Genomic DNA, 19,419 nt, shown 5'->3' with positions numbered 1-19,419 from the left:
ACAAAACAGGTTTATCATGTCGTTGTTTAAAGCTAACTGGGGCCTCAAGCTCTTTGCCTGGCGCTATATTCCGTTAATTGGCTTTTGTTCGCCCAAAATTGTCAGGATGAGCAGCAGCACGCTTGAAGTGACAATGCCGCATAGCTGGCGTACCAAAAACCATCTGGGCAGTGTCTATTTTGGCGCGCTGGCTATTGGTGCCGACCTGGCGGGTGCTTTTCTGGTGTTCTCCAAAGCCAAAGCCCGCGGTATTAATGCTAATTTTGCCTTTAAAGATGTGCAGGGCCAGTTTTTAAAGCGACCTGAAGCCACGGTTCACTTTACCAGCAACGACGGCGACATCATTGATCAAATGCTGGATGAATCGCTGGCCAGTGGCGAGCGGGTTAATAAACCGGTAACCGTGGTGGTAACCTGCCCCAGCCTGCACGGTGCAGAGCCAATGGCAACCTTCACACTGACCCTGTCAGTTAAAGCAAAAACCAAGCGTTAGTGTTTGGTTTGCACCGCGGCAGCGGACAGTCTAAAATTGCCCTTTAGTTAATTCTGGCCAGTGGCCGTATCCGGGCGTAACAATGCAAGAACTCAGTGGTAATCTTTTTATTGTCTCGGCGCCCAGTGGCGCGGGCAAATCTTCTCTTATTAACGCCTTACTAAACAACCATGCTGATATGCAGGTCAGTGTCTCGCACACTACCCGCCAGCCACGGCCGGGTGAAGTTGACGGCAAACACTATCACTTTATCAGTGTTGAGCAGTTTAAAAAGCTGATAGCGAACAACGAATTTCTGGAGTGGGCTGAAGTATTTGGCAACTATTACGGTACGTCGCGCAGTGCAATTATTGCCAATTTGCGCCAGGGTATCGACGTGTTTCTTGACATTGACTGGCAAGGTGCGCGGCAAATTCGTGAACAGGCGCCTGGCACCCTGGGTATTTTTATTCTGCCACCCAGTATGGAAGCGTTGCAGCAACGGTTGGTGCAGCGGGGGCAGGACAGCGAACAGGTTATTGCCAAACGTATGGCGCAGGCACAAAGCGAAATGCAACACGCCGATGAATACGAATACCTGATTATCAATGACGATTTTAATCAGGCGCTGCGCGAGTTGTCACACATCGTGTTAAGCCAGCGCAACAGCTTGTTGTCGCAGCAAAGCCGGCACCGGCAGTTAATGCAACAACTGTTGGCGAAACCAGCAAAATAGCGTAAACTATGCGGTCTTGTAATATACCTGAACACTCCGGAGTGGCGAATGGCTCGCGTAACAGTTGAAGATGCAGTAGATAAAATTGGTAACCGTTTTGATTTAATTCTGGTTGCGGCCCGTCGTGCCCGCCAACTGGCAGTGGAAGGCAAAGAGCCGATGGTTGATCGTGAAAACGATAAACCAACCGTGGTGGCACTGCGCGAAATTGAACAGGGCTTTATTACCAACAGCATTCTTGATCAACAAGAAAAACGCGACCAGATGCAGCAAGAGGCGACCGAGATGGCTGCAGTTGCCGCAATTATCGGTTCTGATCAGTAAAAACCCCCTGCCAAACCTTGCCAGCGGCGCTTTAGCCGTTGGCATCTGCGTGTTTTAGACGTATATTCTTTACTAACCAGCATATTAAATTTGTAGCTGTCGAAGTTTGGGAGCGTTTGTGTATTTATTTGAAGGCCTGAAAAATCAAGTTTCCGCCTATCTGCCTGCCGAACAGGTTAGTCTGGTGCAGCAGGCCTATGTCGTCGCGCGCGACGCGCATGCCCCACAAACGCGCTCCAGCGGCGAGCCTTATATTACCCACCCGGTTGCCGTTACCAGCATTCTGGCTGAAATGCGGATGGACCATGAAACCCTGATGGCCGCCCTGCTACACGACGTTATTGAAGACACCGAATACAGCAAAGAAGATTTAGCCCGGCTATTTGGTGACACGGTTGCCGAACTGGTGCAAGGGGTCAGTAAGCTCGATAAAGTTAAATTTAAAGACTATCAGGAATTCGAAGCCACCAACCTGCAAAAAATGTTTATGGCAATGACCCAGGACATCCGGGTCATCTTAATAAAACTGGCTGACCGCACCCATAACATGCGCACCCTCGGTGCCCTGCGTCCGGAGAAGCGCCGGCGGATTGCCAAAGAAACGCTCGAGCTGTATGCCCCCATCGCCAATCGCCTGGGTATTCACAACATTAAAAACGAACTGGAAGACTTAGGCTTTCAGGCGCTTTACCCTATGCGCTACCGGGCGCTGGGTAGTGCGGTAAAACTGGCTCGCGGTAACCGGCGCGAGTTGCTGGAAAAAGTCCAGAATGAAATTCGCGGCCGGATCAGCGACGCCGGCATTGAAGCTGACGTCAGCGGCCGGGAAAAACACCTGTATAGCATTTATCGCAAAATGAAAAACAAAGAGCTGATGTTCAATGATGTGATGGACATTTATGCTTTTCGGGTAGTGGTTAACTCCATTGATAACTGCTATCGCATCCTCGGTCTGGTCCATAACCTGTACAAACCCATTGAAATCCGTTTTAAAGACTATATTGCTATCCCGAAGCAAAATGGCTATCAATCTCTGCATACCTCCCTTATCGGCCCGCACGGCATTCCGGTTGAAATTCAGATGCGCACCCGGGAAATGGACGAAATGGCCGATAAAGGTATTGCCGCCCACTGGATGTATAAATCAAATGGCGAGCATAAAGATACCACGGCGCAAATCAGGGCGCATCGCTGGATGCAAAGCCTGTTGGAATTGCAGCAAAGTGCCGGCACCAGTTACGAATTCGTCGAAAACGTTAAATCTGAGCTTTACCCGGAAGAACTGTACGTATTTACCCCGAAAGGTAAAATTGTCGAGCTGCCGATTGGCGCCACCGCAGTCGATTTTGCCTATGCGGTGCACACCGATGTCGGTAACCGCTGTGTCGGCGCCAAAGTTGACCGTCGGCCCTATTCGCTTAGCAAAACCCTGGAAACCGGCCAGACGGTTGAAATTATCACCAGCCCGGGTGGCAAACCCAATGCTAACTGGCTCAATTATGTGGTAACCAGCCGGGCCATTCTGGGTATTCGCAATTATTTAAAACGCCAGCAGCAAAACGAAGCCATTAGTCTTGGTAAACGACTGTTAACGTCCGCACTGGGTGAAGTAAAACTGGAAGATATTGCGCCAGAGCGGATTGAGCAGGTACTGAAAAATGTCCACCAGCAATCTTTTGATGCGCTGTGCAGTGAAATTGGCCTCGGTAATCAGTTACCGGTCGCTATCGCCCGGCGCTTACTGGGCGAATTTGAAGCCGATGACACCAGCGGTAAAAACAGCTCGCCACTGCCCAAAAGCAATGCCTTTATTGTTGGCTCTGAAGGGATGCTGGTAACCTTTGCCAAATGCTGCCGGCCAATACCGGGTGATGAAATTGTCGCCAACGCTACTCCGGGCAAAGGCCTGAATGTACACCGCAGCGACTGTCGCAACATCAAAGGCTGGGAACGCGACCCGGCCAAATTCTTCGCTATTCGCTGGGACAATACCAGCGACAAACAATTTTTATGCGATATCCGGGTGTTTATTATTAACCGCCAGGGTGTGCTGGCGAAACTCACCACTCTTATTGCCAGTCAAAACTCGAATATTCAGGATCTGATAACCGACGATCGGGATACCGGTGAATATGTGATTAAAATTACCCTGTCAGTTCAGGATAGGGTGCATCTGGCCAATGTCATGCGAAAAATCCGCGTTATGCCAGACGTGCAAAAAGTTTACAGAAGGAAATAAAGTTATGTCAAAAGTCATTATCCGCACTGAAGCAGCCCCTGCTGCTATTGGCACTTACAGCCAGGCGGTAAAAATTGGTACCACTGTCTATTTGTCGGGCCAGATCCCACTGGTACCTGCCACTATGCAGATGGTGTCAGAAGATTTTGCCGAGCAAACGCATCAGGTATTTAAAAACCTGACGGCAGTCTGTGAAGCAGCCGGTGGTAACCTGAATAACATGGTTAAGGTTAATATTTTTCTGACTGATTTGGGGCAGTTTGCCACCGTTAACCAGATCATGAGTGAATACTTTGCCGAACCTTACCCGGCCAGAGCGGCGGTTCAGGTCAGTGCCCTGCCCCGTGGCGCGCAAATTGAAATTGACGGCGTGATGGAAGTGCCGTCCACTCACTGATGGCCAAAACAACAGCAAGATATTGCCTTTCAGCTCTGATGCTGTGGCTTTGGCTGCTGCCAAAACCGGCTGGGGCAGAAATTCAGCCACAGGTTATTGCGCCACCGACACTGGTCTGGTGCCTGGATCATTTTCCGCATTTTCATGAGTACGACAACAGCGACACACCGGTCGGTCCATCGGTCGTATTGATGCAGGAACTGGCAAGACGGGCCGGGTTTCAGCTGAGTTTTACCCCCCGCACCAGTCTGGCCCGCTGTTTAAAGCTAATGGAGCAGGGTGACGTCGACCTGATGAGCAACCTCAGATACAGCGACGAGCGCAACCAGTTTATGTATTTGCTGCCATACAGTAGCAACGTGGCAGAAAGCTTATTTCTGCGAAAAGCGGACCAGCGACTGATTGACAGCAAAGCCCAGTTACGGGGCCTGACCCTGGCAACCTTACGCCACTATTTGTACAACCCGGCTACCATGGCGCTTATCGCCGAAGAGTCACGTCATATCGCTCAGGTAGACAGCATAGAAGTGGCGCTGGAAATGCTGCTACGCAACCGGATTGATGGCCTGGTCGCGCCGACAATCAGTACTACTGAAGCCATCAAGGCTATCAGCAGTTATCAGCAACGGTTTAAAATTGCCCCGCTTGATTTCAGTGGTGTTGCACCCAACAACATTCATCTTGCTATTGCCAGAAACAGTCCTAATGCCGCGTTAAAACCCTTGCTGCAACAACATTTACAAACCATGATTGACGACGGCACCGTAGCGCGGCTTATCCGCAACCCGAAGGACCGGCCTGATGTGAAAGAGCTTAAACTGCAACAACCCTAAGCAGATTAATACTTTGCCTGTGTCCGTTCCCGGTTTACACTAAAAACATGCTCCCGCTACAGTAAGAGACCTCTTTGCCACATACCCGACTGGATAGCCTCAGCATCAGCCTGATCAAGGGCGTAGGTGCCAAAGTGGCAGCGCGCCTGGAAAAGCTTGGCATTGCCAGTGTCCAGGACTTGCTGTTTCATTTGCCACTGCGCTACGAAGACCGCACCCGGATTTATCCGATTGCCGATTTAATGCCGGCCATTCATGCCACCGTGCTGGCTGACGTGGTCAGCAGTGAGATCCAGTTTGGTAAAAGACGCAGCTGGCTGGTAAAGGTAACCGATGGTAGCGGCTTTTTAACCTGCCGGTTTTTTCATTTTAGTGCGGCCCAGAAAAATGCGGTAACCCCCGGCGTTAAACTGCGGCTGTTTGGCGAAGTAAAACGCGGCCCGCGGGGCATTGAAATGCTCCATCCGGAATATCGGGTACAACAGGATGAGCAGTTACAACAGGTAGCCGAAACCCTTACTCCGGTATACCCGACAACGGAAGGCATCAAACAGGCCAGCTGGCGCAAGCTGACCGACACAGCTCTCGATTACCTTCAGCGCTATACCCCGGCAGAATACCTGCCGCCAAACTTACTCAGTACGCCCTGGTCACTGGCCGACGCCCTGGCGTACATTCACCGGCCCCCGCCGGATGCCGAGCTTAGCCTGCTGGAGCAAGGCCGCCATCCGGCACAACAACGGCTGATCCTGGAAGAGCTGGTGGCCCAGCAACTGAGCATGAACCAGCTGCGCAGCCAGAGCCAGCAACAACGGGCAATTGCCCTGGCTCATAAACCAGACATTGAGCAGACTTTTTTAGCCACCTTGCCGTTTCAGCTTACTGGTGCCCAGCAGCGGGTGGTGGCCGAGTTGCGGCAGGATTTAGCAAAGCCGTTGCCCATGCTGCGGCTGGTGCAAGGGGATGTCGGCTCCGGCAAAACTCTGGTCGCCGCGCTGGCCGCACTAACGGCCATAGGTCAGGGTTATCAGGTGGCATTGATGGCGCCGACTGAACTGCTGGCCGAGCAACATGCTGCAAATTTCAGTAAATGGTTTAGCCCGCTTGGCATTACCGTAGCCTGGCTGGGGGGGAAAACCAAAGGCAAGGCACGGGATGAAGTGTTGAAGCAGCTTGCCGATGGCAGCGCCCAAATGATATTAGGTACCCATGCCTTATTCCAGCAAAGTGTCAGCTTTAATAAGCTGGCACTGATTATCATTGACGAGCAGCATCGCTTTGGCGTGCACCAACGTTTAGCCCTGCGCGAAAAGGGCGGCATCCCCGGGGTGTATCCGCATCAGCTGGTAATGACCGCCACCCCTATTCCACGCACCCTGGCAATGACCGCCTATGCTGATCTCGATACCTCAGTCATCGACGAATTACCGCCCGGCCGTACCCCGGTCACCACCGTTGCTATTCCCGATAGCCGGCGCCAGGACATTATCGAACGGGTACGTAATGGCGTATTGCAGGATAAACGGCAGGTATACTGGGTCTGTACGCTTATAGAAGAATCTGAAGTGCTGCAATGCCAGGCAGCCGAAGACACCGCTGCCAGCCTGGCCACTGCCTTGCCAGAGCTGAATATTGCCCTGGTGCATGGCCGCTTAAAAAGCACAGAAAAACAAGATATTATGGCGCGCTTCAGCAGGGGCGAACTTGACTTACTGGTCGCAACCACAGTAATAGAAGTGGGGGTAGACGTGCCCAATGCCAGTTTAATGATTATTGAAAACCCGGAGCGGCTCGGTCTGGCGCAGTTACATCAGTTGCGCGGCCGGGTGGGTCGTGGCAGCGCCATATCGCATTGTGTTTTGTTGTACCATGCGCCATTATCGAAAACCGCGCAGGCCAGGCTCGGTGTATTGCGGGACTCTAACGACGGTTTTGTGATTGCCCAGCGCGACCTGGAAATTCGCGGCCCGGGCGAGTTGTTAGGCACCCGCCAGACCGGCCTGCTACAGTTTAAAATTGCCGACATCAGCCGCGATGCCGAACTGATTCCGCATGCCCGGCAGTTGGCTGCCAAATTGTGGCAACAGGACCAGGCGGCCAGTCAGCAACTTATCCGGCGCTGGCTGGCAAACAAAGATATTTATGGCAATGCCTGAAGGAAAACCCTAATGAAAGAGTTACAACAGTTAAGCCCGCTGCATCTGCGTCAGCAGTGCCGCAGTGGCCAGTTCAGCGGCACCACCTCAGGTTTGGCGCCCGGCTTTGTCCAGGCTAATATGGCCATCTTACCTAAGCAATATGCCGCCGACTTTTTGCAATTTTGTCACTTTAACCCCAAGCCCTGCCCGTTGCTCGGTATGGCCGCCCTGCCCGGCGCCACCGATATGCCGGCCCTGGCAGAGCAGCTGGATATTCGCAGCGATTTACCTAAATACCGGATTTTCCAGAATGGCGAACTGACCAATGAAGTAACTGATATCAGCGATTACTGGCGGGATGATTTAGTCACCTTTCTGATTGGTTGCTCGTTTTCATTCGAAGAGTCACTGCTGGCCGATGGCCTGGAAATTCGCAATATTACTGAACAAGTAAACGTACCCATGTATCGCACCACTATCGGCTGCACCCCCGCCGGGGTATTTCACGGCGGCATGGTGGTCAGTATGCGGCCGATGAAACCGGCCGACGCTATCCGGGCCATTCAAATTTGTTCGCGCTTTCCGCAGGTGCATGGTGCACCGGTCCATTTTGGCGACCCGGCCGCTATTGGCATTAAAGATATTAATAAACCAGATTATGGTGATGCAGTAACGATAAAACCGGGCGAAGTACCGGTATTCTGGGCCTGTGGTGTAACGCCTCAGGTGGCTATCGCCAATGCCAGAGTAGACTTTTGCATTACCCACAGCCCGGGCCATATGCTGGTGTTAGATACCCCCAACAGTAAGTTGTCGATACTTTGAGTATCTTGAAAATGAGTTGGCCTCTTAGCCTTTAAGTCAGCTTTTAAATCAGCTTTTAAATCAGCTTTTAAAATAGTTGCGCAAGGTACTGCCACTGCTGAACACACTGATAATACTGCCCAGTACCCCGGCAATAGAGGCGGCAACAATGTGTAACGACTGGCCAGACGTTAACGCTATGCCACCAACGACCACAACGACCACGATGGCAAACGTCAGCCGATAGTTTTTCCAGACCCCTGCTTCGCCCACTTTTACCAGCTGGCGCAGGGTTTCAGACGGTTCGGCATTTAACACAAATTGGCGAAAACTGCGGTTCACCAGCGTTAACCGGCCACGGCTTACCCGCAGCAGACCATTAATGGCCAGGTGCTCGATCATCAGACAGTTAAGCGGGTTAAGCTGATGACCATTAGCCAGATTATACAGCGCCAGCTTTTCTTCGTTACTGCAGCTTTCCCACTTGTAGCGGTAAAGAGCATCGGCATGTTGCAGAATAAAGTTTAATGTTGCCCACTGCCGGGTACTCAGACCGTCGTTACCCCGCCAGAGGCCAGGCTCTGGTTCAGCATGTTGCTGGTTTAACTGCTCAGTACTGACCGGCAAGGGTCCAAGTAGCGGATAGGCATTAATTTCCTGCTGCAGCATGTCGGTGTCTAATGGTTCTGCCAGCGAGGCCGGTAACTGCACATTAAAATTAAGCAGACACTCCGACCAGGCCAGATATTCAGTTTGTTCCAGTACCCGCTCACTGGCAGCGGCCAGGTCATCTTTTATGGTTAATCGCTGCAGCGTATTAAAGCCCATCACCAGTTTAAACTCGCTCAGCTGCCCCAGTAAGGTCAGGGTTTTAAATTCAGTGATCAGCGCTAACAGCTGCTGACGCCGGCGCGGGCCATCCAGACAGGTATCAATCTGGCTCAGTGTTACCTGCAGTGGCCCGCCTGCTTTGCTCTGTTGCACCATTATCGACACATTCTGCAACTGCAGCTGCTCATCTTGCTGCAGTAAGGCACTTTGCCGGTAAAGTTGCTCAAAACCCGGCAGCAACAGCAAATTATTGTTATCGCTGCTATCCGTCAGCTGCACTTGTTTCAACAGTGTCTGCAAATTAACACCGGCAGGCGGGCAGGCTGTTAGCTGTAAATGCAGCCCGGCAACCAAACGTTTAGCAGCTGCCGGCTGGGTCTGATTACACAAGCGGTGAACATGCCGCAGAAAATCGCTGTCATAGCCCAGTCTTTGCCATAGTACCCGTCGTACATACAACTGCCATAACATCAGAAATAACAGCAATGGCAGTAAAAAACGTACACTCAGGCCCAGCAGCTGCCCAACAGATTTAGGGCTGTTACCACTGTCGTGCAACTGCTGCACGCCGTCATCAGTTGGGTTAAGCGGCTCAACCCTTACCAGAAAGGTTTTTACCCACTGCCATAAGTAGGTGTTGCCAATAATAGTGCTGAGCTTAGGATAATCGTCTGGCAAGCCACTACTGCTTACGCCGGCACAACGTTGCTGAAACTCAGGGTATGACCAGCTAACCGGCAGTAATTGCCACGGCTGAAATCGTTGCTCTGTCATCGAATTTGGAAAGCGGTTTAAGGCAAATTCATGTAACTCGGCCCGCTCGCGGTTAAATTCAATACATTGCATTTTGGCATAATGTGCCTGTAATGCCTGTTGTGGCACCTTACTTATGTACGACAGATAGCTGAAAGGTAATAAACTGATTAAGGCGACACTGCCGGCAATAATCAGTTTGGCAGCGGGCCTGATCACCGGCGCCTGCGGTTTACGCTGGCGTAAAAACAAGCCGCAGCAGCCAACAATTAACAGCAGTAACCCGGCACTTAACCAGGGGGTAACCGAAATCAGCTGGGCTGAGGGAAGAATAAGCTGCAAGGCAGTATGCAACGCAAAAAAGCCGTACACCAACCCCCAGACCAGCGACACCAGCAGCAGCAAGCGCCTGCTGTCAAAACCCAGCGGTATCGCCAGCCGGTTTTTTACCAACTTACTGTTAATCAGCCGTCGCACCAGCTGTAAACCCATAATCAGCAGTAAAAAGAACACGATCATACTGACACTGAAAATCAGGAACTGATTACTCATAATGGCATCGACATGATCCTGCGGGTAAAACAGCACCAGCGCCCACTCATCTACCGGTGTTGCTGCCAGAATAAAATTACCGGGCTGGCCATGATAAAACCCCGCCAGCCCGCCTCTGATATCGCTTCCTGTCGGCTCGCCCGATTTAATCGTCTGGCTTAGCAGGTTATTTTCACTGCCAATATAGAAAATATTCTCGACAAAGGTACGGCTGTTATCATTGTGATACAGCACTTTACCGCTGCGCCGTTCTACTATCATAAACTGCAGGCCATTGGCAGAGGGCGAGGCCAGACTGACAGAAGGCAGTACCACATCGGCTACCAGCACAAAGCCGGCATCTGCGCTGCTGCCGGCATCAGGTTCAGCCATTAAAGGCATGGCTATGGTGGTGCCGCGGGTACCATTATTAATATTCAGCAAACGTTGAATATAAACATTGTCAAAGCGCTGACCCGCCAAGTCCAGCTGCCAGCCATTGCCATTGCGTACCCGCTTAAAATAGTCGCGGTGCGATAGATCATAGATTTTGGGAGCAGCGTTATTCTCCAGGTAATAGGCGGAGGGCAGGCTGGAGCGCCCTGCTGCATCCAATACCGTGACAGACAGAAGACGGCTGGGTGTCATGGCTCTATCCCGCCGGTAAAAGGTGCGCAGCGAGCAGGGCGGGTCTGCCGTTACCTGCATTGCCGGTGGGTAAAAATCGAAAACCAACTCAGCGGGCGGGCAGTCCGTCAGTAACTGCGGATAATTAACTTTTTGTAACTCACGCACGGGCTGCATCAGCTCCGCATAGGCCGCGCTGCCTTGCCAGTGCTTTTGATAATACTGACGGTAAGCCTGTAATTCAGAAAACACCGCATTAATGTCGTTTGTTAAACTGGCCCGTAGTTGCTCAACATAGTCTTGCGCCTGTTGCTGGCGGCTTTGCTGCCATACGGTCACGGTCAGGTAGCTGAAAATCAGTGCCAGCAACACCGCAAAAAAACCATAGGCCACCAGATAACAAAAACTGCTGTAAAGCCGGTTAACCGACTGGTTTTTCGGTTGCAGATACATCCGTAATACCGACCAGACAAAGGTCAGGCTCACCAGAGTGGCAAACAGTAACGGAATATTCCAGTAGCCGCTGCCCTGCTCTGCCAGTTGCTGCCGGGGCAATAAGCCGACCAGATATAATTGCGACACCGCCTTATCGTCAGCGGCATAATCTACTGCCACCAGGCCAGAGGCCAGTCGCATTGGGTAAATAAACAACCGGTAGTCGCCATAAGACAGTTTCATATCCAGATGCACACTGTAACTGGGCAAGCGCGGCTCGGGCCGCTCGCTGCTATCGGTTACCTCACTGAAAAAGTCGCTGAACTGCTGCTTGCTTAGCGCTTCGGTGACGCTGGTCAGGTTAACAAAGGAAATGCTGGTTTCACCACCGGTGCTGGCCAGCACCTGGCTGTCTTCGGTGACAAACAGCAGCTGGCTAAAGCCACGCTCTGGCTCTGGCAGAAAATCGGCATGCTGAATTTCTGCCTCAATGTAATTGACCGTGTCTTTATCTGACCATTGGTACCAGCGCAGTTGTACCTTATCCTGGGTTAGCCAGTAACGGTTGGTGTAGTCTGGACAGACAACACTGGTATCAGCAGCCTGTTGCTGTGAACACTCAGCGCTCAGCTGTTGCCGCTTGGTGACTTTATAACTGGGGAATAAGGCGCGGATCGCGGTTTCGCTCTCCTGGTAGTCATACAAGCTTTGCAGTTTAATCAGGTTTTCAGTGAAGGTACTTCCGGCTTCGGCCAGCACCCGGAAGTAATCCTGGTTTATCACACTGCCGCGGGCCTGGGCATACCGATAGTAACCAAACACCACCAACGCCAGTAAAGCAGCCATCAGCAATATCAGGCCGGCAATCCGTTTCGGCCCGGACTTGGACGTAGGTTGCGCTGGCGCTGGGTTGTTACTCATGGTACTGGCCTTTAGTTAACAATAAAGTAATAACTCATTCTTTGTAAAATGCAAATTACCGCCGCTATAAACGGTTTAACCTATGGTTATTCATTTCTAAAAGTTGTGGTCAGCCAGTAAGCTGATTTCTGCTAAGCAACATTTGCCTGGCACTCCCGGTCAGAACTCTCCCGTTCCTGGGCCGGAATTTAACTAACCTCCTGGTTTTTTTGGTTTGTTACAGGGCGCTTGTCGCCCTTTTTTTATTACAGCTGAGGATAACAATGACATTATTTTCCGGCTTGTGGCTGATATCAGCCCTGATACCAGCTCTGATGGCATCACCAGTATTGGCAAACACAGCAGTAAATAAGACCACCAACCCGGATGTGCCTTACTGGGATCAGAAACAAAACGCGGTAAACCCGGACAGCACCTGCAGTATTACCTCGCTGGCAATGATTACCGATTTCTTTGGCCTGACCGACCCGGCCGAGCTGGGTCAGCGCACGCCCGATTATCTGAATGCGCGTTTTGGTTTATTGCAGGACGTACCGGCCCTGGCCGGAGGGTTTAATACCATCGCCAAAGAGGCAGGTAGCGCGTTACGGGGTATCGGGGTAACCAATGGTACTATTGGCCAGCTACAACAACTGGCCAGCGCGGGCAAACCTACCATAGTGCATGGCTGGTTTACTGTGCCGGGGCACATTCTGGTGGTAACGGGTTATGACGGCAGCCACTACACTGTAAATGACCCTTACGGCGTCTGGAACCTGCAAAAATGGGGCAGCTACGACACCAGTAAATCAGGCAAAGCGGTGCGTTACCCGAAAGCCGCCTTTGAATATGCCATTAATGACAATGGCACTGGCGATGACTTATGGCTGCACCGGTTTGAGTAGTACTTATTCCAGGACTTCACACTGAAGTATAAAGCAGGAACCGGATTGCTCACATCAACACGCCGTGAACCTATCCCTGGGGGCTCGTTTCCGCCCGTCCAGGGCTTCAACGGTTGACTTAGAGCAAACCGATTCCTGCCGGATGCTACTCCGCCCGCCGCTGTGCCAACTGCAGACAAATTGCACTTAGCACTATCGCCGCAACGCCCAGCGGCAATACCACGGTTAAACTGCTGGCGCTGATAGCCAGGGCGGCTATCGGCGGCCCCAGCATCAGCCCCACTTTAAAGGCGCTCAGGCAAAACACAATTAACCGGCCAGACGGGTCAACATCGTTAAAAATCCCCATCATTACCGGCACCACAAAGCTCCAGAAAATCTGATACACAATAGTGGCACTGGCGTAGATCAGCCAGGCCGACCCGCTGCTCATCAGGCTTAAGGCAAATAAACAGGGCAACTGAATAGCCACCATCAGCCACAGGGCTGCGGTGCGGCCGAATTTCGCCACAAACACCCCGGATAGCAGTGAGCCAACGGCACTTATCGCAAAGCCCAGCCCCAGCACGTAGCCTACTTCTGTCATGGTCAGGCCCGCTGCCACACCCAGCCGCTCCAGATAGCCCCAGACACTGCCCTGGGCAAAGTAATACAGCACCACCCCGCTAAATACCCAGATAGCCGGTTTCAGGCGGCCACTGATATCGAAATGCACACTATGTTGTGGCTTCAGGTTTTGCGGAAAATTAACGAAGCTCAGCAGCAATGCTGCCAGCAAAAATAAGTTAAAACTCTGATAAATTGCACCATAACCAAAACGGCTAATCAGCTCTGGCAGCACCAAAAAGCCGACCGTGCCAAACACCACCTGAATGGTTACCATCACACCAAAGGCTTTATCTACCCGACGCTCATCGCCGAGGGCCGCCAGCGCTATCGCATAGCTGACCCCACAGGCCAGGCCGGCAGCAAAGCGTAGCGCCATTAAAGCGTGATACCCATCAATAAAGGCCGTAGTCAGGTTGGCCAGAATAAACAGCACTAAACTCAGCTGCACCGCCGGGCGCCAGGCCAGCCGGCGCACCCACCAGAAGGCCGACGTGGTCGATAACAGAATACCGGCAACGTCAGCCGCCGCCAGATAACCCACCTGCTGGGTACTGAACTGACCACTATCCGAAAAGGCGCCAACAATAAGTGGCATCAGGTTAGTGACCGCAGCCCCCATCATGGCGATCAGCATAATGCAGCTGTACTGCGCAAAATACAGTGCTGAGCGACGCTCAGCGGGTAAAGAAAGTTCAGGCATCTGCTGCTCCACAAAAAGTAAAAGTGAGCACGGGCCACCGGCTCACTTTTATCCAGCCTGTATCATTGTCAGCTATACACTCAGTTACACGTAGTAATACACGTAGTAATACACGTAGTAATACTTCTAGTAATACTGGTAGGAGAAGTTAATACCCACGGTGCGCGGCGTCAACGCTATCGTGCGCCGGCCCAGAATACCCCCGTTCAGATTCGATACTATCGCATCTTCGTCGGTCAGGTTTTGCACCCACAGCGCGACATCCCAGTTATCTTTACCAAAGCCGATATTGGCACTGTACGTGGTGTACGAAGGGTACTCAAATACCGTTGACGTCGGGTCATCCTGGCGGTCATTCTGCACCTTGCCAACATAACGGCCATTCAGTGCAGCATACGCGGTCATACCATTGTCAAAATCAGTATCGTAACGCACCCCAAAGTTATGCCGCCACTTCGGCGAGCCACCCAGTAAGCCGCCTTTATTCCAGGTACGGCATTCATTGTCAGCTTCCGGTACATCCTGATACACACACTTGGTCAGGGTTTCATCCCACTTACCTTCAGTAGTGGCCGTGGCATAACTCAGGCTGATATTGTCGCTCAGATAATAACGGCTGTTAAGCTCCCAGCCGCGGGTAACCGCATCCGGGCCATTGGTCGTGCCGTTAACCGGGAAAATACCGTCGATGGTTTGCGAGAAATAGGTTTGCACATTGTTCCAGTTAATCTGGTAAATATTGGTTTGCACATACCAGCCATCGGCCAGATAACCTTTTACTCCAAGCTCCAGGTTGTCAGTAGAATCCGGCTCATAGTTCTGCACATCGTCAGCCACCTGCTGGCCGCCTTCCTCCCGGAAGCCGTTAGTGCCGCCACGGCGGAACCCTTGCGAGTAAGTAAAATAGGCAAACACTTCGCCGTTGAACTGATACGAGGCATTAAATTTATAGAAGCTTTCGCCACTTTCTTTATTACTGAACTCACGGTTAGAGTCGGTGGTTCCCAGATAATCGCGGATCAGCGCCAGGCCGGTATCTTCGTAATTAAAAATCCGGGCACCGACAGTAATATTCAGCTTGTCGGTCACGTCATAACCCACTTCGCCAAATAACGCCAGCTCGGTGTACTTACTGCCTAAATCTTCTTCATAACCCTGGCCCGGCACACCACCCACGGCGCTGCGGTCAAAGCCCAGCCAGCTAACTTCAGATGCAATTTCGTCCAGCTGATCAAACCATTCGGAGAAGCGATAATTACGATCCTGATCGGTGTAATATATCCCGGCAATCCAGCTTAACCGGCTGTCAGTATCAGAGGTTAACCGGGTTTCATGGGTCAGGCCTTCATAAGTATTATCAAAGGTCATATAGGCCGAGTCATTGCCATCTGCCAGTGCCAGCCCCGGGATCCAGCCATAGTAGGCATCACCCTGCGAGGCGTAATCCGCCTGACCAATACTGCTGTCTTCATAGAATGCCGTGGTGCTGTGCAACTTCATGCCCGCTAATTGCCAGTCCAGATCAACGGTATTCATGCTCAGTTCGCGGTCAGCATATTCTTCAAACCGCGCGACAATAGTACGGTCGTTATACTGAAACGGTGTATCAAAAGAGGTAAAGGTGCAGTCGGTGATGCCCTCACAAGCCCGGTCAACCGGCAAGCGGGCCGCACCATTGGTACCGTGCGCTAACTGGTCCTGCATAATGTGGCTAAAGGTCAGTTTCACATCATCATTAACCTGCCACAGCAACGCGATTTTGCCGCCGGTCACATCCTGATAATCATCATCTTTATAAAGCGTCTGGTTTGGGTTGGGATTACCGGGAAAGCCCTCATCCGCGCCAAGCCACACCGGGTTTACCTGGCGGTCGGTGTAGCCTTTTTCATCCAGCCGGGCAATGGATGCCCGCAGTGCCACACTCTGGCCCAGCGGCACATTCAGCACAATATCGGTATCGTTGCTGACCCCACCATTTTTGGTCTGGTACAGGCTGGTATTAAAATTAAACTGAAAGTCATCCAGCACCGGCTGGTTGGTAATATAGCGAATAGTACCACCCAGGCTGCCGGCACCATATAAGGTGCCTTGCGGGCCGAGCAAGGTTTCTACCCGGTTAATATCTTTAATCCGGTAATTAATACTCGGCAGTGGCGTCGCATCCAGATAGTAGGCCATAGTGGTGCGGATAAACTGCTGAATATTGTTAGCATTCACCCCCGACACATTCAGGCCACGCACTGACACCGAATCAGAGAAACGGGCACTGTTGCCCGGTGCACTAATCTCTACACTGTCAGCAATCAAATCTTTTAAGCTGGCTATCCGCTTTTCGCGTAGCTCTGCTTCGGTCATCGCACTAATATTCATCGGAATTTCCGATGCTAATTTAGGCCGACCTGAAGCCGTGACGGTAATCACTTCAATTTGTTTTTCTTTTTTTACCTGAGTACCGTCTGTGGCATCCTGCTGTTGAGCCTGGGCCGCGCCAGTGACTAAAATTGCTGAAATTACCAGACTTAACCTGTGTTTAGTAAAAGGTACCATGCTAAGTTTCCTTCCTGTTCCCGTTATTATTTTTAATTTACAAGTCTGGTAATCCTGCTAAATTATTTGCTCAGAACTTGTACGCTACCATGAATAGAAGCTTTTTTATGGCAAGTACAGTTGATAACCATCGGTTGAGGCGATACGAGATGCAATTATCATTTGAACAACTGCAGGCATTTTTAACCACAGTCGAGACCGGCAGCTTCTCGGCAGCAGCCCGTAAACTGGGTAAGGCCCAGTCCTCGATTAGTGGTCTTATCAGTAATCTGGAAATTGATGCCGGCTTTGAGGTATTCGATCGCAGCAAACGCACTCCACCGCTTACCGCTGAAGGTCTGGCACTGCTGAACGACATTAAGTCGGTGCTGAAAAGCTATAACAACCTGCTTAGCCGCATTCAGAACCTGAATAAAGACGTCGAAACTGAAATCAGCCTGGCGTTTGACGATTTAGCCCTGCCGGTCAGCCTGATTCTGCAGGTAGCCTCCGACTTTAAAGAGCACTTCCCCAATACCTCGTTAATGTTGCTTAAAGCCAGTCATCAGCAGGGCTATCAGCTGCTGAAACAAGGTAAGGCTGACTTAACCATTGCCATCAGCCAGGACGACTATCCGGAAAACGTGGCCTTTCGCGGTATTTCCCATGTCCATTACGGCACTGTGGTCAGCAGTAGCCACCCGCTGGCAAAACTGGCGCAGGTTACCCCTTATGATTTATCGCAGCACCGCCACTTGCGCATTACCGATGCCGACAGCGGTTTCCGCCGCTTTGACTCCGACTTATCCAGCACCATCTGGTTTACCAACAGCTCCAGCCTGCTGATTGACGCCGTTAGCGTCGGCCTGGGCTGGGCCGAGCTGCCGCTGCATCTTATCCGGCCGCAACTGGCCAGTGGCCAGTTGCTCAAACTGCCGACCAGCCATCAGGCCGTCTCCTTTCCGCATTGTGTTGATATGGTATGGCAAAGCGAAACCCCGGTCGGACAGGGAATGCAGTGGCTGCTAAACGCCCTGACCGAGCAGGGCATTGCGTTTAGTAAGCAAAGCGGCGAAGCCGGTTAGGAACAAGTATGGCGAAGCCGGTTAGCACGTCATTAAAAGCAGCCCCCCCGCAAATGGGGGTAAGCCAAACTGCTCCCGCCTGAACGGGGAATAGCGGCTCCGTGCCGGTTCACGGTAAAACCTGTACACCAGCTACAGGAGACTATAATGAGCAGCCGCTACGATACCGCCGAACTAAACCGGCTTGATAAACAACATTTTACTCACCCCTGGACCATTTTTGACGTGTTTCAGGAGCAGGGGGCCCTGCCCATCAGCCGCGGTGATGGCTGCTATATTGAAGACAGCAACGGCCGGCGTTATCTGGACGCAGTGGGCGGTTTATGGTGCACCAATATTGGCCTGGGCCGCAGTGAAATGGCCGATGCCATCGCTGAGCAGTGCCGCAAACTGGCCTTTGCCAACCCCTTTGTTGATATGACTAATGTCCCGGCCACTTTACTGGCCGCAAAACTGGCAGAGCTGGCCCCGGGCGATCTGAACCATGTGCTGTTTAGTTGCGGTGGTTCAACTGCGGTCGACTCGTCCTACCGGCTTATTCAGTTCTACCAGAACTGCCGGGGTAAACACACTAAAAAGCATGTGATCTCGCGGAAAAACTCGTACCACGGCTCTACTTACCTGTCGATGTCAATTGGTGGCAAAGCAGGCGACCACCCGCCGGAATTCGATTTTATCAGCGATTTTATTCACCATATCAGCTGCCCCAATTACTATCGGGCACCGGCCGGCATGGCTGAACCCGAGTACCTGCAGTTTTTACTGGATGAATTAGAACAAACCATTTTGCGCGTCGGCCCCGATAACGTCGCCGCCTTTTATGCCGAGCCGGTATTGGGTGCCGGTGGCGTTATAGTGCCGCCAGCGGGTTATCATCAGGGTACCTTTGATATTTGCCGCAAATACGACGTACTGTATATCTCAGATGAAGTGGTTACCGCCTTTGGCCGGCTCGGCCACTGGTTTGCCTCAAAAGACGTATTTGGCATTGAACCGGATATGATCATTACCGCCAAAGGGCTCACCTCAGGCTATCAGCCGCTGGGCGCCTGCATTTATTCCGACCGGATTCATCAGGTCATCAGCGAGCCCGGCCACGGCCGCTGTTTTGCCCATGGTTTTACTTACTCCGGCCATCCGGTGGCTTGTGCAGCGGCGCTGAAGAATATCGAAATTCTTCAGCGTGAACAACTACTTAACCGGGTACAACAACTTGGCCCCTATTTTCAGCAGCAGATGAAAACCCTGGAAGACCTGCCTATCGTCGGCCAGGTGCGCGGTATGCAACTGATGGTCTGCGTTGAGAACGTACGCTGTAAAAAAACCAAAGCATTATTCCCGGAAGAGCTGGATATCGGCAAACGCATCGCCGATCACGCGGAAACCCTGGGCTTAATTGTCCGGCCCATCGTCCATTTAAATGTGATGTCGCCGCCCCTTACCATCAGTCGCTCGCAAATTGACGATATTGTCGCAACTTTGCGCAAAGCGATTGAACTGACTATCAACGATCTTTATGCTGAAGGCCATCTGGCCCGACAAAGCGCCTGTGCCTGAGAGCTTTCTTATGAAGA

Annotated in this window: 14 protein-coding genes; 11 read left to right on the top strand and 3 right to left on the bottom strand. The window is 51.8% G+C overall.

Translation table 11 applies throughout. The features are described 5' to 3' along the window. Window positions 1–16 precede the first annotated feature (16 nt). From CRO03_RS14305 to CRO03_RS14270, 8 genes are all read left to right on the top strand, one after another. On the top strand, window positions 17–493 hold the full coding sequence (locus tag CRO03_RS14305) for a DUF4442 domain-containing protein (RefSeq protein WP_097112324.1): 477 nt from the start codon (window positions 17–19) through the stop codon (window positions 491–493). Between the two features lie 82 nt (window positions 494–575). Beyond that, the gene (gene gmk, locus CRO03_RS14300; RefSeq protein WP_097112323.1) at window positions 576–1,208 is read left to right on the top strand and encodes a guanylate kinase; all 633 of its coding nucleotides are present in this window, start codon (window positions 576–578) and stop codon (window positions 1,206–1,208) included. 48 nt (window positions 1,209–1,256) lie between these two features. After that, window positions 1,257–1,532, top strand: coding sequence for a DNA-directed RNA polymerase subunit omega (gene rpoZ, locus CRO03_RS14295; RefSeq protein WP_019675213.1), 276 nt, complete (start codon window positions 1,257–1,259; stop codon window positions 1,530–1,532). Window positions 1,533–1,650: 118 nt separating this feature from the next. Then, a complete protein-coding gene (gene spoT / locus CRO03_RS14290; protein ID WP_097112525.1) occupies window positions 1,651–3,771 on the top strand; it encodes a bifunctional GTP diphosphokinase/guanosine-3',5'-bis pyrophosphate 3'-pyrophosphohydrolase in 2,121 nt (706 codons plus the stop codon). Between the two features lie 4 nt (window positions 3,772–3,775). Further along, on the top strand, window positions 3,776–4,168 hold the full coding sequence (locus CRO03_RS14285; RefSeq protein WP_097112322.1) for a RidA family protein: 393 nt from the start codon (window positions 3,776–3,778) through the stop codon (window positions 4,166–4,168). A gap of 38 nt (window positions 4,169–4,206) precedes the next feature. Continuing rightward, window positions 4,207–5,001, top strand: a complete 795-nt coding sequence (locus CRO03_RS14280) for a substrate-binding periplasmic protein (protein WP_245861676.1) — start codon at window positions 4,207–4,209, stop codon at window positions 4,999–5,001. A 74-nt stretch (window positions 5,002–5,075) separates the two neighbouring features. Then, window positions 5,076–7,157: an ATP-dependent DNA helicase RecG gene (gene recG, locus CRO03_RS14275; RefSeq protein WP_097112320.1), complete on the top strand. Its 2,082-nt coding sequence runs from the start codon at window positions 5,076–5,078 to the stop codon at window positions 7,155–7,157. A gap of 12 nt (window positions 7,158–7,169) precedes the next feature. Beyond that, the gene (locus CRO03_RS14270; RefSeq protein WP_097112319.1) at window positions 7,170–7,964 is read left to right on the top strand and encodes a putative hydro-lyase; all 795 of its coding nucleotides are present in this window, start codon (window positions 7,170–7,172) and stop codon (window positions 7,962–7,964) included. Window positions 7,965–8,024: 60 nt separating this feature from the next. On the opposite strand, the gene CRO03_RS14265 is transcribed toward CRO03_RS14270, so the two are convergent. Continuing rightward, window positions 8,025–12,041, bottom strand: coding sequence for a cache domain-containing protein (locus CRO03_RS14265; RefSeq protein WP_097112318.1), 4,017 nt, complete (start codon window positions 12,039–12,041; stop codon window positions 8,025–8,027). 263 nt (window positions 12,042–12,304) lie between these two features. Between CRO03_RS14265 and CRO03_RS14260 the strand changes: the two genes are divergently transcribed. Continuing rightward, on the top strand, window positions 12,305–12,925 hold the full coding sequence (locus CRO03_RS14260; protein ID WP_097112317.1) for a C39 family peptidase: 621 nt from the start codon (window positions 12,305–12,307) through the stop codon (window positions 12,923–12,925). A gap of 145 nt (window positions 12,926–13,070) precedes the next feature. Here the strand turns inward: CRO03_RS14260 and CRO03_RS14255 are convergent, their stop codons facing one another. Beyond that, the gene (locus tag CRO03_RS14255; RefSeq protein ID WP_097112316.1) at window positions 13,071–14,234 is read right to left on the bottom strand and encodes an MFS transporter; all 1,164 of its coding nucleotides are present in this window, start codon (window positions 14,232–14,234) and stop codon (window positions 13,071–13,073) included. A gap of 126 nt (window positions 14,235–14,360) precedes the next feature. Continuing rightward, window positions 14,361–16,781, bottom strand: a complete 2,421-nt coding sequence (locus CRO03_RS14250; protein ID WP_097112315.1) for a TonB-dependent receptor — start codon at window positions 16,779–16,781, stop codon at window positions 14,361–14,363. 149 nt (window positions 16,782–16,930) lie between these two features. On the opposite strand from CRO03_RS14250, the gene CRO03_RS14245 reads away from it, so the two are divergent. Then, the gene (locus CRO03_RS14245) at window positions 16,931–17,845 is read left to right on the top strand and encodes a LysR family transcriptional regulator (RefSeq protein ID WP_170949027.1); all 915 of its coding nucleotides are present in this window, start codon (window positions 16,931–16,933) and stop codon (window positions 17,843–17,845) included. Between the two features lie 147 nt (window positions 17,846–17,992). Continuing rightward, a complete protein-coding gene (locus CRO03_RS14240) occupies window positions 17,993–19,402 on the top strand; it encodes an aminotransferase (RefSeq protein ID WP_097112313.1) in 1,410 nt (469 codons plus the stop codon). The last annotated feature ends 17 nt before the right edge of the window (window positions 19,403–19,419 follow it).

Source organism: Arsukibacterium tuosuense (assembly GCF_900215315.1).
GTDB classification, from domain to species: Bacteria; Pseudomonadota; Gammaproteobacteria; order Enterobacterales; family Alteromonadaceae; genus Alishewanella; species Alishewanella tuosuense.
This window is presented reverse-complemented; position numbering and strand designations above follow the sequence as displayed.

Excerpts from the sequence above, each read along its gene's own strand:
- CRO03_RS14285 (WP_097112322.1), top strand. The coding sequence starts at position 3,776 with ATGTCAAAAGTCATTATCCGCACTGAAGCAGCCCCTGCTGCTATTGGC.
- CRO03_RS14250 (WP_097112315.1), bottom strand. The coding sequence starts at position 16,781 with ATGGTACCTTTTACTAAACACAGGTTAAGTCTGGTAATTTCAGCAATT.
- rpoZ (WP_019675213.1), top strand. The coding sequence starts at position 1,257 with ATGGCTCGCGTAACAGTTGAAGATGCAGTAGATAAAATTGGTAACCGT.
- CRO03_RS14265 (WP_097112318.1), bottom strand. The coding sequence starts at position 12,041 with ATGAGTAACAACCCAGCGCCAGCGCAACCTACGTCCAAGTCCGGGCCG.
- CRO03_RS14280 (WP_245861676.1), top strand. The coding sequence starts at position 4,207 with ATGCTGTGGCTTTGGCTGCTGCCAAAACCGGCTGGGGCAGAAATTCAG.
- gmk (WP_097112323.1), top strand. The coding sequence starts at position 576 with ATGCAAGAACTCAGTGGTAATCTTTTTATTGTCTCGGCGCCCAGTGGC.
- CRO03_RS14240 (WP_097112313.1), top strand. The coding sequence starts at position 17,993 with ATGAGCAGCCGCTACGATACCGCCGAACTAAACCGGCTTGATAAACAA.
- CRO03_RS14255 (WP_097112316.1), bottom strand. The coding sequence starts at position 14,234 with ATGCCTGAACTTTCTTTACCCGCTGAGCGTCGCTCAGCACTGTATTTT.
- CRO03_RS14305 (WP_097112324.1), top strand. The coding sequence starts at position 17 with ATGTCGTTGTTTAAAGCTAACTGGGGCCTCAAGCTCTTTGCCTGGCGC.
- CRO03_RS14270 (WP_097112319.1), top strand. The coding sequence starts at position 7,170 with ATGAAAGAGTTACAACAGTTAAGCCCGCTGCATCTGCGTCAGCAGTGC.
- CRO03_RS14260 (WP_097112317.1), top strand. The coding sequence starts at position 12,305 with ATGACATTATTTTCCGGCTTGTGGCTGATATCAGCCCTGATACCAGCT.
- CRO03_RS14245 (WP_170949027.1), top strand. The coding sequence starts at position 16,931 with ATGCAATTATCATTTGAACAACTGCAGGCATTTTTAACCACAGTCGAG.